Source organism: Mucilaginibacter gracilis, assembly GCF_003633615.1.
GTDB classification, from domain to species: Bacteria; Bacteroidota; Bacteroidia; order Sphingobacteriales; family Sphingobacteriaceae; genus Mucilaginibacter; species Mucilaginibacter gracilis.
The window spans coordinates 4395909-4412044 of sequence record NZ_RBKU01000001.1; the positions used below are offsets into that span (position 1 = coordinate 4395909).

General features: G+C 43.9%; 13 protein-coding genes and 1 pseudogene. 6 read left to right on the forward strand and 8 right to left on the reverse strand.

All coding sequences use genetic code 11. From position 1 onward, the window contains the following. Nucleotides 1-52 precede the first annotated feature (52 nt). Nucleotides 53-730 (reverse strand): TerD family protein, encoded by a 678-nt coding sequence (locus BDD43_RS19510; protein ID WP_121199250.1) that lies wholly within the window; start codon nt 728-730, stop codon nt 53-55. A gap of 7 nt (nt 731-737) precedes the next feature. Beyond that, a complete protein-coding gene (locus tag BDD43_RS19515) occupies nt 738-1313 on the reverse strand; it encodes a TerD family protein (RefSeq protein ID WP_121199251.1) in 576 nt (191 codons plus the stop codon). Between the two features lie 259 nt (nt 1314-1572). Between BDD43_RS19515 and BDD43_RS19520 the strand changes: the two genes are divergently transcribed. After that, nucleotides 1573-2598 carry an LLM class flavin-dependent oxidoreductase gene (locus BDD43_RS19520; RefSeq protein WP_121199252.1) on the forward strand — a complete coding sequence of 342 codons (1026 nt, stop codon included), beginning with the start codon at nt 1573-1575 and terminating at the stop codon, nt 2596-2598. A gap of 16 nt (nt 2599-2614) precedes the next feature. Here BDD43_RS19520 and BDD43_RS19525 read toward each other — a convergent pair whose 3' ends face one another. Continuing rightward, entirely contained in the window at nt 2615-2986 is a 372-nt protein-coding gene (locus tag BDD43_RS19525) for a VOC family protein (RefSeq protein ID WP_121199253.1), read from the reverse strand. A 232-nt stretch (nt 2987-3218) separates the two neighbouring features. Between BDD43_RS19525 and mutS the strand changes: the two are divergent. The 5 genes and pseudogenes from mutS to BDD43_RS19550 all read left to right on the forward strand — a co-directional run bounded on the left by mutS (nt 3219) and on the right by BDD43_RS19550 (nt 10168). After that, nucleotides 3219-5829, forward strand: a pseudogene (gene mutS / locus BDD43_RS19530) (DNA mismatch repair protein MutS). A gap of 262 nt (nt 5830-6091) precedes the next feature. Then, entirely contained in the window at nt 6092-7177 is a 1086-nt protein-coding gene (locus tag BDD43_RS19535) for a DNA topoisomerase IB (protein WP_121199254.1), read from the forward strand. A 151-nt stretch (nt 7178-7328) separates the two neighbouring features. Further along, complete coding sequence (locus tag BDD43_RS19540) at nt 7329-8633, forward strand: MFS transporter (RefSeq protein ID WP_121199255.1); 1305 nt, start codon at nt 7329-7331, stop codon at nt 8631-8633. A 115-nt stretch (nt 8634-8748) separates the two neighbouring features. Further along, complete coding sequence (locus tag BDD43_RS19545; protein WP_121199256.1) at nt 8749-9666, forward strand: DUF72 domain-containing protein; 918 nt, start codon at nt 8749-8751, stop codon at nt 9664-9666. 46 nt (nt 9667-9712) lie between these two features. Beyond that, a complete protein-coding gene (locus BDD43_RS19550) occupies nt 9713-10168 on the forward strand; it encodes a nuclear transport factor 2 family protein (protein ID WP_121199257.1) in 456 nt (151 codons plus the stop codon). A 373-nt stretch (nt 10169-10541) separates the two neighbouring features. On the opposite strand, the gene BDD43_RS19560 is transcribed toward BDD43_RS19550, so the two are convergent. The 5 genes from BDD43_RS19560 to BDD43_RS19580 form a co-directional block, all read right to left on the reverse strand. Next, the gene (locus BDD43_RS19560) at nt 10542-11228 is read right to left on the reverse strand and encodes a DUF1345 domain-containing protein (RefSeq protein WP_121199259.1); all 687 of its coding nucleotides are present in this window, start codon (nt 11226-11228) and stop codon (nt 10542-10544) included. A 5-nt stretch (nt 11229-11233) separates the two neighbouring features. Beyond that, complete coding sequence (locus BDD43_RS19565; protein WP_121199260.1) at nt 11234-11434, reverse strand: YwbE family protein; 201 nt, start codon at nt 11432-11434, stop codon at nt 11234-11236. A gap of 70 nt (nt 11435-11504) precedes the next feature. Beyond that, a complete protein-coding gene (gene argH / locus BDD43_RS19570) occupies nt 11505-12839 on the reverse strand; it encodes an argininosuccinate lyase (protein WP_121199261.1) in 1335 nt (444 codons plus the stop codon). Between the two features lie 72 nt (nt 12840-12911). After that, nucleotides 12912-14537, reverse strand: a complete 1626-nt coding sequence (gene ade, locus BDD43_RS19575) for an adenine deaminase (RefSeq protein ID WP_121199262.1) — start codon at nt 14535-14537, stop codon at nt 12912-12914. Between the two features lie 159 nt (nt 14538-14696). Beyond that, nucleotides 14697-16127: a DUF6986 family protein gene (locus tag BDD43_RS19580; protein WP_121199263.1), complete on the reverse strand. Its 1431-nt coding sequence runs from the start codon at nt 16125-16127 to the stop codon at nt 14697-14699. Nucleotides 16128-16136 lie beyond the last annotated feature (9 nt).

Sequence of the window (16136 nt, forward strand, 5' to 3'; positions counted from 1 at the left end):
TTGCAGGTTACGGTAATGGCGCTTGCACCAGTAACCGTAACCTGTGTTTTTTTTATGATGCCTTGTAATTTGCCAGTAAATCAATAAAACTATCGGTAATGCTTGGTTCGCCAATGGCTCTAAATTTCCACGAACCATCGTGGCGGTAAACTTCGGCAAACGTCATGGAGCACATACCATTGTAGGTTGAATTACCCGACAGGCTGAATTTTGTGATCTCGTTTCCACGATTATCAACCGCGCGGATAAAGGCGTTTTCAACCATGCCAAAGTGCTGGTTGTTTTTGCGGCCCTGGTAAATGGTCACAATAAAAAGTATCTTCTCATATTTAGCATCCAGCGAATCCAGCTTAACAATAATCTGTTCATCATCACCTTCGCCTGCCCCGGTGCGGTTATCGCCCGTTAGCCAAATATTACCCGATGGATGCCTCATCGAGTTAAAATAAATTACGTCGCCTTCAAAAAGGGTTATCTGGCGGCCATCATTGGCCTTTACACTACGGCCCATGTTGGCCACTTTGCCGTTTTTATCTAACAAAAAGGCAATGGCATCCAAATCGTATTCAGCCTCTTCGGCACCGCCAAATAGTTTACCTAAAAAGCCGCCGCTGTGGCTTTTTTTAACATCCCAACCCAAGCCAATAGTAACCGACGACAGATCGTAGCTTTCGCCTTTATCGTTTTTGCGCAGATCAATAGTTTGACCTTTTACCAAATTTATAGCCATGTTTTTATTATTTTATGATTTGCCCTTTAAAGTATTTACTTAAAAAGAAAGCCAAATCTTCTTTATATCCCACTCCCGAAGCCTCAAATTTCCATTGTCCGCTGCGCCTGTACAGGCGGCCAAACTCAATTGCGGTTTCAATCGAAAAATCTTCGCCCAGTTCATATTTGCAAACTTCGCTTCCGGTTTGCTCGTCAATAATCCGGATGTACGAATCGCGCACCTGCCCAAAATTTTGCCTCCGCGCGGCAGCCTCATGAATGGTAACTACAAATAAAATCTCCTGTATTTTAGCGTCAACTTTAGTGAGATCAACATTGATTGATTCATCATCGCCACCATCGCTGTTACCACCCGAAGGATCGTCGCCGGTATGATGTACCGCCATGTCTGGCGAATCAACATTATTGTAAAAAACAAAAAACTCGTCTTCGGGTACAAAGCGGTTAGCATCAATCATGATAGCCGAAACATCCAAATCAAATTCGTAGCCTGTTCCTTCGTTCGGGTTCCAACCCAAACCCACAGTCATTTTAGATAATCCTATATCTATTTTTTGCCCTTTTTGTAAATTAATAGCCATTGTTATAATAATATTCGGTTTGTATAACCGGTGTTTTTTGTACTCAACTAATCGGTGATCAATTAAAAATCTAAGATATATTATTTTTATACATCAGCATCTAAAACTAAAAAAACCTTTTTTTAGTTTTAGATGCTGTGTGTTAGGATGCAAGTTTGTCAGCACGGTTTCAAAAGAACTGTAAATTTGCTTTTTAACCACTAATATGTTTAAACTTGCCAATAGTTGTTTAAACATCAATTTTTAAATATTGAATAAGATGGAAATAGGAATAGACAGTTTTGCTGCCGCCATGTTTGATAATACAGCCGATAAGGGAGCACGCAACGTAAATGTTATGGCTCAATTGCTGGAGCGGATTGAACATGCCGACCAGGCCGGGCTGGACGTTTTTGGCATTGGTGAACACCACCGCAAGGAGTTTTTAGATTCGGCCCCGGCCATGATACTTGCCGCTGCTGCTGCGCGTACCAAACGCATACGCTTAACAAGTGCCGTAACGGTTATAAGCGCTGCCGACCCGGTGAGGGTGTTCCAAAATTTTGCTACTTTAGATCTCATTTCCAACGGTCGTGCCGAAATTGTGGCGGGCCGTGGCTCGTTTATAGAAGCCTACCCGCTATTTGGCTACAAACTGGAAGATTACGACCCGCTTTTTGCCGAAAAGCTGGAGCTGCTATTAAAAATACGGGATAACGAGGTTGTAACCTGGGCAGGCAAGTACCGTGCGCCCTTAAATAATCAGGCAGTTTACCCGCGCCCCGTTCAGGCATCGTTGCCGGTTTGGCTTGGCGTTGGCGGCACACCGCAATCGTTTATCCGCGCAGGCGTTATGGGTTTGCCGCTAATGGTTGCCATTATTGGCGGCGAAACGCACCGCTTTAGGCCCCTGGTTGATTTGTACCGCAAAGCCGGCCAACAAGCAGGGCACGCGCCCGAGCGTTTAAAAGTTGGGCTGCATTCTATTGGTTATGTTGGCGATACAACGCAGCAAGCCGTTAACGATTTTTTCCCCGGCTATGCCGAAGTGTTTGGAAAAATAGGGAAGGAGCGGGGCTGGCCGCCCATCACCCGCCAGCAATACGATGCGCAAACCGGCCCAACCGGTGCCTTACTGGTTGGCAGCCCCGAAGATGTTGCCGAAAAAATACTACGGCATAGTGAAGCTTTGGGAGGCGTTTCGCGCGTAACTTTTCAAATGGACCAGGCTGCACTGCCGCAGCAACAACTTTTAAAATCTATTCAACTCATTGGCGAGCGTTTAATACCGCTGGTTAACGGGTAAACAAAACAATCGCTGTTTATTTAAATTGCGAAAATTGGCCAAAGTGCCAAAGTATGCCCGATGGATCGTGCAAAAAGCATTCGCTACCCCAATACTCGGTGCGTATTGGGGTAAGTTTTACGCCTTCGTATTTGCCGGGTAGGTTTAGGTGCAGCAATTGGTTGTAATAGCTGCTAACATCATCAACCTCTAAAAATATCATGGTATTATCTATCCAATCCTTAACATAAGCATCTTGTAAGTAAAACCCTAATTGCCCGGTTGTAAATAACGACATGTTATGGCTTATAACGCTTTCCGCAAAACCCAGGTCGCGGTAAAAGTTTCTCGACTGCTCAAAGTTTTTCGCGCCTATAAACGGCCTTATCGATTTTGCACTGTGTTGCATAGCTTATTATATAAATTGGTTTGCAGCAAATAAAAACAAAAATATAAATCCGGGGCTTATCATAACTTTATGAGGTTAAAAAGTTCAATTTATATTTAACTTATTTCTCTAAAATTTGTGTGTACAAGGTTAGGGCTTGTACGTTATGTAATCCACAAAGCAATTTTTTTCAACATAACTGCCTATACCGTTACTATAGCATTAACTTAGCCATTTAAACATAACATTAGTTTTGGCAAATACCGCAATAAAAGAAACACCGTTAATGCAACAGTACAATGCCATAAAGGCAAAGCACCCCGGTGCGCTGTTACTGTTTCGCGTTGGCGATTTTTACGAAACTTTTGGCGAAGACGCCGTTAAGGCATCGGGCATATTGGGTATAGTGCTTACCAAAAGGGCCAATGGCGCGGCCACGCATATAGAACTTGCAGGCTTTCCGCACCACTCGTTAGATACTTATTTGCCTAAACTGGTTAGGGCAGGCCAGCGCGTGGCTATATGCGACCAGCTTGAGGACCCCAAAACCACCAAGAGCATTGTAAAGCGCGGCGTTACCGAATTGGTTACACCCGGCGTTGCCTACGGCGATAACATCGTTCAGCAAAAGAGCAATAATTACCTGGCATCGTTATATTTCGAAAAAAAACAGCATCGGCATTGCTTTGCTTGATATATCAACCGGCGAGTTTTTAACCGCCCAGGGCAATAGCGATTATATTGATAAACTACTGCAAGGCTTCAGCCCCAGCGAAATTATATTCCCGAAAAGCAGGAACGCCATTTTTAAAGAAACCTTTGGCGACCGCTTTTATACTTACGCCCTGGATGAATGGGCCTATACCGGCGATTATGCCGTAGAAACGCTGCTCAAACACTTCGAGGTAAAATCGCTAAAAGGTTTTGGTATCGAAAAACTCAATTTGGGTATTGTGGCGGCAGGCGTGGCACTGCATTATTTAAACGAAACCGAGCATAAAAATTTACAGCACATATCGGCCATTAGCCGGATAGAGGAGGAGCGGTATTTATGGCTCGATAGGTTTAGCATCCGCAACCTGGAGTTAATTGGCTCGCATAACGACAATGCTGTTACCTTGGTTGATGTGCTCGATCATACCTGTTCGCCTATGGGTGCGCGCATGCTGCGCCGCTGGATAGTGATGCCTTTAAAAGAGCGCAAGCCCATTGAAGACAGGCTGAATGTGGTTGAATACCTGATAGCGCAGGAGGGGCAGCGCGAAGAATTGAAACAGCAGATACGCCACATTGGCGATTTGGAACGTTTAATATCTAAAATAGGTTTACAAAAGGCTAACCCGCGCGAGGTTGTGCAGCTAAAAAAAGCGCTCATAGCCATTGATTTGATGAAGGGCCTTTGCAGCACGAGCGAAAGCCTGGCACTAAAAACCATTGGCGAACAACTTAACCCCTGCGCGCTCATCCGCGATAAAATTGAAAAGGAACTGCAAAGCGACCCGCCTGTAATGATTGTAAAGGGCAGCGTAATTGCCGATGGCATTAACGAGGAGTTAGACAGGCTGCGGAAAATAGCCTTCGGTGGCAAAGGCTATTTGCTGGAGATACAAAAGCGCGAGGCCGAAATTACGCGCATACCATCACTCAAAGTGGCCTTTAACAATGTATTTGGTTATTACCTGGAGGTGAGTAATGCCCACAAGGATAAGGTGCCAACCGAGTGGATACGCAAGCAAACCCTGGTTAACGCTGAGCGTTATATTACCCCCGAACTAAAGGAATACGAAGAGCAGATATTAGGTGCCGAAGAAAAGATATTAGCCCTGGAAACCCGTTTATATAACGAATTGCTATACCAGCTTACCGAATATATTAAACCCATACAGCTTAATGCTCATTTGGTTGCTCAAATGGATGTATTGCTCAACTTTGCCACCATAGCCATTAAAAACTATTACGTTAAGCCGCAAATTAACATGGGCAGCGTAATTGATATTAAGGGCGGCCGCCACCCGGTTATTGAAAAGAATTTGCCTTTAGGCGAAGAATATATCACCAATGATGTTTTCCTGGATTCCGATTCGCAGCAAATCATCATTATTACCGGGCCCAATATGGCCGGTAAATCTGCCATATTAAGGCAAACCGGTTTAATAGTGCTCATGGCGCAAATGGGTTGTTTTGTACCCGCCAAAAGTGCCGAAATTGGTTTGGTTGATAAAATATTTACCAGGGTAGGAGCATCGGATAATTTATCATCGGGCGAATCTACCTTTATGGTTGAGATGAACGAGACGGCCAGTATTTTAAATAACCTGAGCGACCGCAGCCTGATATTGCTTGACGAAATTGGCCGGGGCACATCCACTTACGATGGTATATCAATAGCCTGGGCCATTGCCGAATATTTGCATAACCACCCTTCGGCAAAAGCTAAAACTTTGTTTGCCACCCACTACCACGAGTTAAATGAACTCACCAATATGTTTAACCGCATTAAAAACTACAACGTAACGGTTAAAGAGGTTGGGCATAAAATTATATTTTTACGCAAACTGGTTCCCGGCGGCAGCGAACATAGTTTTGGTATCCATGTAGCCAAGCTGGCCGGTATGCCACCCAAAGTATTGAGCCGCGCCAACGAGATACTCAAAAAGCTCGAAGCCGAACGTACAGGCGGCGAAAGCATTAAAGAGAGCATTAAAAAAGTGCAAAAACAAGCCGTACAAATGCAAATGTTCAGCATTGACGACCCCGTTTTGATAAAAATACGCGATATGCTCAATAACTTGGAAGTAAATACCCTAACCCCCATAGAAGCCCTGATGAAACTGGACGAGATACAAAGGGTGATAAAAAGTTAAAAAATATTCGAAAAGCACTAAGTATCAGGTTTTGCCGTATTAAACTAATGTTGAGTTAATAGTACTAAGTATTGAATCAAAAGTTAGATTATTCTTTTTTTGACTTAGAACTTAAGACTTGGTGGCTAAAGACTATCCGTCATTGCACTATTAAAATAGCACTAAATTGTTTGATAAAGGCTTGTCAACACTCCCTGTCAAAACGCCACGCAAATTAAGCAATAGTCCTCAAACTTAATTTACTACGGCTTGTTGTGACTGAATGAACCGTTTGCAAAAAAAGTTAGAGAAGATAGGGCGCGACCCCAAAATAACCGCACGGGCTGTAGGCTTGCGCTACGTGAGCGATTCGGTAGCGGGGTATACGCGTAAGGTTACTAAAAGCGGCTTCGCCTTTTACGATGCCGACGGCAAGCCGGTTAAAGATAAAGAGTTGCAGCAACGGTTTAAAAGTTTGGTAATTCCGCCTGCCTATACTCATGTTTGGATATCGCCTTATGCCAATGGCCATTTGCAGTTTACGGGCGTAGATGCAGCGGGCCGCAAGCAATACCGTTACCACCCGGAGTGGAACGCTATACGTAACCATTCAAAATTTCATCGTATGCAACTGTTTGCCAGCTTTTTGCCCGCTATAAGGCAACAGGTTGCCAAAGACCTGGCACGGCACGGCATGGCTTACCAAAAGGTTTTGGCTCTGGTGGTAAAGTTAATGGAGCTAACCAGTATAAGGGTTGGTAACGATTCGTATAAAAAACTCTATGGCTCGTTCGGGTTAACAACTTTGCAAAACAGGCACGTTAAAATTAACGGTGACGATATGAGCTTTGAGTTTCGCGGAAAGAAGGGGGTTTATCAAAAGATAGCTTTGCATAGTAAAAAGCTTGCAAAGCTGGTAAAGCAGTGCCGCGATATCCCCGGTAAGGAGCTGTTTCAATATTACGATCACGATGGCAAGCATTGCACTATCGGCTCCGGCGATGTGAACAACTATTTAAAGGAAGCAACTGGCGAAGATTTTACCGCCAAAGATTTTAGAACCTGGGCCGGTAGTGTAAGCGCGCTATATGCTTTTAAAACCGCAGGAGGGTTTGAAACCGCTACCGAATGCAAAAAGAAGATAGTAAACGTGCTTGATGAGGTAGCCCTAAATCTGGGTAATACACGCACAGTTTGTAAAAAATACTACGTACACCCGGCAGTAATTAAAAGTTATGAAGATGGCACGATAGATAAGTACGTAGCTAAACTTGACGAAAAAGACCAGGCCGATGCTAACGAACTAAACCTGGCCGAAAAAATATTACTCCAACTTTTAGAAAGCGAAAACATGGCTAAAGCCGGATGATTTTAAAATGGGCACAATTGTGAAAATACAAATCGGTTTTTAAAATACAATTCAATACAAACTGCTGGTTTAGCCGGCATTTTTTGTTTGGCTTTTAAATTTTACCTTTACAAGTAACCTAAAGCATAACCGGTATTCCTTTATAACATTCATGAACAGCCTAACCCCAACACCATCAGCCGAAGCCATAGGGCACCGCCTAAAATCTATCATCGGTGGCTCAATAGGTAACCTGGTTGAGTGGTACGATTGGTATGTTTATTCGGCGTTCTCGCTGTACTTTGCAGGCTCATTTTTCCCGAAAGGCAGCGAAACCGCGCAATTGTTAGATACGGCTGGCGTTTTTGCGCTTGGCTTTTTAATGCGTCCCATTGGCGGCTGGATAATGGGTGTTTATGCCGATAAAAAAGGGCGTAAAGCTGCGCTTACTTTATCTGTTTTATTAATGAGTGCCGGGTCGTTGGTTATAGCTTTGGTACCGGGGTATAAGCAAATAGGCATTGCAGCACCAATTATACTTGTGCTTGCGCGGATATTACAGGGCCTGAGCGTGGGCGGCGAATATGGTACAAGCGCAACTTACCTTAGCGAAATGGCCACCAAAAAGCATCGCGGCTTTTATTCAAGTTTCCAATATGTTACCTTAATTATGGGGCAACTGCTGGCCCTGGGAGTACTGGTTTTATTGCAGCAATATTTTTTAACACAACAGCAATTGCATAGTTGGGGTTGGCGCATTCCGTTTGGTATTGGTGCGGTTTTAGCAGTGTCGGCAATGTATTTACGCCGCAGTTTAATGGAGACGGAATCCTTTAGCAAGGAGCGCGATACCAAACAAAACCGAGGAACATTAAAGGCTCTTTTTGAACATCCCAAAGCAGTGGCACTGGTTATTTGTTTAACAATGGGCGGCACGGTGGCGTTTTATACCTTTAGTACGTACATGCAAAAGTTTTTGGTAAATACCTCCGGCTTTAATAAAAACCAGGCTACGCTTATATCAACCTTAACATTGTTTGGCTTTATGCTGATACAACCGTTGTTCGGCTTATTGTCGGATAGGGTAGGCCGCAAGCCTTTACTTATTGCTTTTGGGGTGCTTGGCGTTTTAACCACAATCCCAATTATGGGCACCCTGGAGAAAACCCATGAAATTCTGCCAGCATTTGCGCTGATTATGATTGCGCTCACCATTACAAGCTTGTACACATCAATTAATGCAGTTGTAAAGGCCGAGTTATTTCCGGTTAATGTGCGTGCTTTGGGGGTTGGTTTTCCGTATGCTATTGCAGTCTCGGTATTTGGAGGCAGTGCCGAATATTTGGCCTTACAGTTTAAACAGCACGGGCACGCCAACTGGTTTTATTGGTATGTTACGGCTTGCATCGCGGTATCGTTAACGGTTTATGCCACCATGAACGACACCCGGAAATACAGCCGGATGGAAGAAGATTAGTTTGATGTGGGATTTCGGATGTTCGATTTGGGATTTTTTAAATCCAATTTCCAATAAACTAAAAAATTCGAAATCGAACATCCGAAATCAAAAAATGAAGTTATAAAATAAGAATATGGAATTTGGACGCGTTACCACGCCTGAACTGGCAACTATTGATTTTACTTTGCCACCCAACCCCCGGTTGACAACCGAAACCTTGAATGCCGCCGAACCCAAAAAACAACTGGAAGTGCATATAGGTTGCGCCAAATGGGGCCGTAAAGAATGGGTGGGCAAAATATATCCTGATAAAACCAAGGAAGCCAATTTTTTAGATGAGTATGTTAAGCATTTTGACTGTATTGAGCTTAATGCTACTTTTTATAATGTTTATCCGGCTACAACTATCCAAAAGTGGAAGGATAAGGCTTTGCAGAACCCACACTTTAAGTTTTGCCCCAAGTTTTCGCAAAGTATTACACATATTAAACGTTTAAAAAATGCCGAAGAAGTTACTACTGCGTTTTACGAAGGTATTATGGCCTTCGGCGATTTACTTGGCCCCTTATTTTTGCAACTTAGTGATAACTATACGCCCAAAAGCATGCCCGAGCTAAAAAGTTACCTGCAACATTTACCGCATGATGTGCCTGTTTTTGTTGAGGTGAGGCATAAAGACTGGTTTGCTGTTCCGGCCATTCGCGATGAGTTTTTTGGGATGCTGCGCGATTTGAATAAAGGAGCCGTAATAACCGATGCCTCTGGCCGCCGCGACTGTGTACATATGGAACTACCCACGCCGCATGCCTTTATACGTTTTGTGGGCAACAGCCTTGACCCAACCGACTATACCCGCGTTGACGAGTGGGTGCAACGCATTAAACAATGGCACCAGCAGGGTTTACAGTCGGTTTGGTTTTTTATGCATCAGCACGATGAACGATATTCGCCCGAGTTGTGCGACTATGTTACCCAGCAATTAAACAAAGAGTTAGGACTTAACTTATTACGACCAAAGTTTATTGGCAAGGATAAGGGATTATTTGATTAAGGCTTTAAAGAATAGTAATAAATAGGATTTATACAATAAACTACCAATGGATAATAAGCAACTCCTAATAAATTTTTACGCCGCCTTTGCGGCAGGTGACGCCGAAGGAATGGTTGCCTGTTATTCCGATGATATAGAGTTTACCGACCCTGCCTTTGGTTTGCAAATCGGCGAAAACGCCAAAAACATGTGGCGGATGTTACTCAAAAATCCGGATATAAAGGTTACGGTAAGCAACATTGAGGCAAACGAAAAAACCGGAAGTGCCAATTGGGTTGCTGTTTATACTTTTAGCCGTACTGGGCGCAAGGTTACCAACCGTGTTTCGGCAAAGTTTGAGTTTGGCGGCGGCAAAATAACCAAACATACCGACTATTTTAACATCTGGAAATGGGCCGGTCAGGCTATGGGTATTAAAGGGTATTTATTAGGATGGACGCCATTAATGCAAAACGGCATTCATAAACAAGCGGTTATGATGTTGACGAGGTTTAATATATAATTTTCAATCCTCAAATATCGATACTCAGATTAGTTATTAATGGCGCAATTTGGTTAGTGTAAACTACAGCTTATGAATTACGTCGCCATATTTATCAAGATGTGTATGACATTTTGGGCAAGTTGTGCCACCCCAAAGAGCTTCTGCTTTGTTATCAGGTATTCGTATAATAGGCTGCTTGGTTTGACATACCGGGCAATATACACGTTTTAAATTTACACCCCATTTAGATTTGTGTTTACTTTCATTTGTTAGCCAAATAATAAAAGCAATTACCATAATCGAATAAATTAGTACTTGAATCATTGGATGTGATTTAGTGATAAATTTTTATGTCTATTTAATCGATATGGTTTCCGCGTAGGGTTCATTATTAAACCAGGCCCGAAACCACGTTTATACTCAAAGCTACAATAGCAGTGTTAAAAGCAAACGAGATAAGGCCGTGTAACAAAACCATCCGGCGTATGGGGCGCGAAGATATTTCAACATCTGATACCTGAAATGTCATCCCCACTACGAATGAGAAATAGGCAAAATCAAGATAATCCGGGGTCTTTTCGTCCGGAAACTGTAGGCCGCCTATAACGGCTGTTGCTTTATCGTCAGGGTCCGGTGTAGTCGTGTAAAACATGTGGGCATAGCTCATGGTAAAAACAGTGTGCAACATCCACCACGATACGATTACCGAGCCAACGGCCAATAATGCCAGGCGCAGTACATCATCATGATGGCTGCCTTTGCTGGCCTTTAGCAAAAACAGAATAGCAAATAAACTAACGCATGAGCCTGCAATAATAAACAACAGTATCATAAACCGGTTAGAATCTTTAAGGCGTGCTATTTTACGCATTTCGCGCGGGTGCGATGAAAGGATAATGAGCCAATCGGTAATGATGATAACCGAGGCGCAGCTTAACCACGATAATATAATGAGCGACGGTACCGATACATGCCCGTAAATGAGGCAAAATACAAGGATGCCAACAGCAAGTGCCATAATAAGCCTATGTTGCACATCAAAACGGATAAGCGAGTCTATTTTGGGTTCTTTCTGCATGTTAATTAGTCTTCTTCAACAATCTCGGCAACCCTGCCCACTTGTCCGTCTTCTAACCGTACTTTAATTCCGCGCGAGTGGTACGCCGAACTGGTAAGCAGGTTAGCCACAACGCCCCGCGTTAACTTACCGCTCCGCTGATCTTTTTTCAGGATAATATCAACCAGTAAACCCGGGTATATATCTGCTCTGTTTTGGCCGTTCATTTTAATGATCTGGTTTATCCCGCCACCGGACAAAAAGGCTGGGGGGGATAAAGTAAGAATTATTTTGTGTTTATGCTACTAAACCCTCAATTGCCTTATTCACCTTTTCGAAAGGGAACTGCGCCACCAAGTTTTGCATGGCATTGGTAATATGCTCATTGCCAAGGTTGCCTATACTGCCTTCGTGGCTATGGTTAACGTTTCTATCCGGCTTAAATTCACCTTTTTCAATGGCGAGGCCCACGTATTTATAGGCATCCCTAAAAGGCATTCCACTTAAAACTAGTCGGTTAACCTCCTCAACGCTAAACAGGTAGGCATATTTAGCATCATCAAGTATATTATCCTTTACGGTGATATGTTCGAGCATAAAGGCGGCCATGTGCAGGCTGTTTTTAATATCGGCAAAAGCCGGAAAAAGTAGCTCCTTCAATAATTGAAGTTCACGATGATAGCCCGATGGCAGGTTAGTCGTCATCATGGCAACATCGTTAGGTAATGCTTGCAGGCGGTTGCAACGGCCACGCATAATTTCCCAAACATCGGGGTTTTTTTTATGCGGCATAATGCTCGATCCTGTCGTTAAATTTTCGGGATAGCTCACAAAAGAAAAATTCTGACTCAGGTAAAGGCATTGGTCCATTGCCATTTTGGCCAGCGTTGCCGCGATAGAAGATAGTGCCTGTGCAATAACGCGTTCGGTTTTTCCGCGCCCCATTTGTGCGTAAACCACATTGTAGTTTAAAGCCTCAAAACCTAACAGTTGCGTAGTTAAAGTACGGTTTAACGGAAACGACGAACCATAACCCGCCGCCGAACCCAGTGGGTTTTTATTGGTAATGTGGTATGCCGCCAAAATAAGTTCCAAATCATCAATCAAACTTTCGGCATAAGCGCCAAACCATAGGCCAAATGAGGATGGCATGGCTATTTGCAAATGCGTATAGCCCGGCAATAAAACATGTTTATGCTTTTCGCTGAGGCTGATAAGCAGGTTAAACAGGCTTTGCACTGCTTCAACAACTTCCTGCAATTCGTGGCGGAAATATAGTTTCAGATCAACTAAAACCTGGTCATTGCGCGATCGGCCACTGTGTATCTTTTTTCCGGCCTCGCCAATGCGGCGGGTAAGCAACACTTCCACCTGCGAGTGTATATCTTCAACGTCGGCCTCAATTTTAAAATCGCCGGTTTTAATATCGGCGTATATCTTTTTTAATTCCAATTGTATTACTTCCAGGTCGGCTTTATCAAGCAAGCCAACGCTGGCCAGCATTTGGGTGTGGGCCAATGAGCCCAGTACATCAAACGCAGCCATTTGCTCGTCAAATTCACGATCGCGGCCCACGGTAAAGTTTTCTACAAGTTTATCTACAGTAATAGTTTTTTGCCAGATTTTACTCATGGTGCAAAGATGTAATAAATTATTTATTTGGTAACAAAGGTGCAGGCAATAACAGGGCTAATGCAGCAATTATTAAATTAAGGCAAAAGTGCTGCCATCAAACAAACCCTTGTCGCTTAGTTTTAAATGGGGTATTACCAGGAGTGCCATAAAAGAAAGCGTCATGAAAGGGGCAGAGAGGGTTGAGCCCATCAGCTTGGCCTTGGCATCAATAGCGGTATAAGCTCTGGCAACATCATAGCCATTGCCGGTGCTCATTAAGCCTGCAACGGGCAGTGCCAAAACAGTTTCATCGGTATTGCTCACGCAGCTAATGCCGCCTTGGGCTTTAATAATAAGGTTTACAGCTTTGCAAATACTATCATCATCAACACCAACAACTACAATGTTATGGCTATCGTGTGCCACCGACGATGCTATGGCGCCCTCGGTTAAACCAAAATTTTTGATAAAACTTTTCGCGATGGGCGCATTATGGTAACGGTTAACAACCGCTATTTTTAAAATATCATCTTTAAGGTCGGGCTTGAGTAAACCATTTTCGGGTGTTAGTTTTACCAATAGTTTGTTGGTAATAAGTTGCCCGTCGATAGCCTCAATAACTGGTGTTAACTCGTTGTATAGTTGGTTAACCTCAAACGCAAAATCACCCGGCGTTTTTTCTGTTACCCGGAAATTGTTAACCAGGCCCGCCGTGCTGCTTTCAATTAACGAAACACCGTTTTCGGCAACCAAAACACCATCAATGTAAGTTTGCAAAACCTCAAAGTTTCGCAAATCGTTAACCAAAATAAAATCGGCAGGCTGGCCGGGTTGCAGCAGGCCAATATCTAATTTATAATGCTCAACCGGGTTAATACAAGCAGCTTGCAGTACCTTAAATACATCAACGTCTTTATGTACGGCACGGCTGCAAAGTTCGTTTATGTGGCTGGCAACTAAGCTATCGGGGTGCTTATCGTCGCTGCAAAACATCATATGGTTGGGGTAATCATGCAGCAGGTTTATCAGCGCATCAAAGTTTTTAGCGGCGCTGCCCTCACGTATCAGTATCTTCATGCCGTAGTTCAGCTTATCCAGTGCTTCTTCGGCAGTAAAGCATTCATGGTCGGTGCTAATGCCGGCCTTAATGTATTGGCCGGCCTGTTCGCCGCGCAAACCGGGCGCGTGTCCATCAACGGGCTTTCCGGCAGCTAAGGCACTTTTTATTTTCGCTAAAACTTCGGCATCCCCGTTCAACACGCCGGGGAAGTTCATCATTTCGGCCAGATATTTAACCTCGTCGCGTTCTAATAATTTAGCTACGTCGGCGGCATCTAATACCGCTCCAGCGGTTTCAAATGTAGTGGCAGGTACACAGCTTGGGGCACCAAAATTAAACTTAAACGGCACGGTTTTACCGTTTTCTATCATGTATTCAACCCCCGCCAGGCCACACACATTGGCAATTTCGTGCGGGTCGTTAACGGTGCCTACGGTGCCATGCACTACTGCTAACCTTGCAAACTCCGCCGGTACCAACATCGAACTTTCCACATGCACATGCGCATCAACAAAGCCGGGCATAATATAGGCTAAAGCCGATTCATCGGTCACAGCAATTTTTTCCACAGCGGTTATCCTGCCATCGGCAAAGCTTACCCTTGCGGGATAGATGCTTTTGTTCTTAATATCAACCAGTTTGGCAGTTATTTGCATGTTAAGCCCCTCTAAATCTCCCCCCGAAAGGGGAGATTTTTGATTTAGATTGTTTTTTCGATTTACTTTAAAGATACGCCTTTTTGGGAAGTACCTTAACTTAGTTTATTGTTCATTGCTCTTAAAGCCCTCCCTTCCGGGGAAGGTTAGTTGAGGCTTTTACTTTTTTCGTCTACCTTCCAATATCCTGAAAAACGAGCGGCTGCGTATTTCGTCCAGCGTTAAACCTGTTGCCAAAGCTTCTTCTTCGGTTATGGCACCGCAGTTCATGGCTTTTAAAAAAAAGTTTAGTAAACCTTGTCCGGTTGCTGCATCGTCAAAAATATCTCCGGTAAGGGTTGATATTGCCGCCCTTTCAACAAACGTTTTTAAGCGGAATACGGCATCGCTATAGCTGCTTAAAAAAAAGTTATAGGTTGCAGCGTAGCGCATGGGCAATTGTGCCGGGTTAAGGTCCCAGCCCTGGTACATGCCATTTATTAACGAATGCATGGTGTGGGTATAACCCGTTTTCCATGCGTTATGTACCGAATCGCGATTCTCCTTCAGTTGTTCGAAGCTCAGGTTATCTCCCCTGTGCGGACCGATAGGCATAACATTAGTTGCACCGTCCGACAGAAATATACCTGTACCGCCAAGGGCAACCTTGGTCATGTGGTGCGCAAAATCGCACACGGAGTGGGCCATGGTTTGGTATTTGGCAGTAATTCCGCACGACGCCGTATAATCATAAGTGCCAAAATGGGCGGCAATACAGCGGCCCTGGCTGGCTTTAATAATGCGGAACAAAGGGTTGCGGCCCTCGTCGTCCATCACTATTTGGGTAGCCTCCACCATAGTTTCCATTTTAAGGTAACCGGCGGGTAGGTTGTTTACCTTTTCTATAATTTCGAATAAATTAACCAACGTTACAACCTGCTCGGGTATGGTAACCTTGGGCAGCATTACCACAAAATTATCGGGCAGTTTACCATCTGTTTTTTCGAACAAGGTGCTGAGGAAAATATCCAGTGTGCGCACGCCGCGCGCTTTCAAATCTTCTGTAAACGGCTTGATGCGGATACCAATGAATGGCGAAATTGTACCGTTAGCCATACCTAAAGCTAATTCGTTAGCTGCGTTAACGGCTGTTGCATCTTCTTCGGCATCGGGGCGGTTACCAAAGCCATCTTCAAAATCTATCCTAAAATCTTCTACGGCTTCAGTTTGTAATTTCTTAACTATCTTGTTGTATACCGAATAGGCCAGCCATGCAGTTTCTTCTTTGCGCTCTGCCTCGGTCATGGCATCTAACTTAGCGGTTAATTTGGCAATATCGCTTTCTAAATGCGGCAGGTGCTCATAACCATCCAGCTTTAAAACGTTGGCCAGGGTTACAAAGTTAGGTGCATAGGTTTGCAGGTTTTTAAGGGCTATTTCGCCCATTTTAACCGTAGTATCTGCTTTAAAAAGGTTGGCACCGCCATATACAGTATGTACAGCCTGCCTGTCGGGCTTATCGCCGGGATATTTTTTTTGGAACTCAATGTTTGCAGTGCCAAGTGTGTTTAATAAAGCTGTTTTATCGCTTTCGCTGATGCTTAATTTCATCTTAAATAA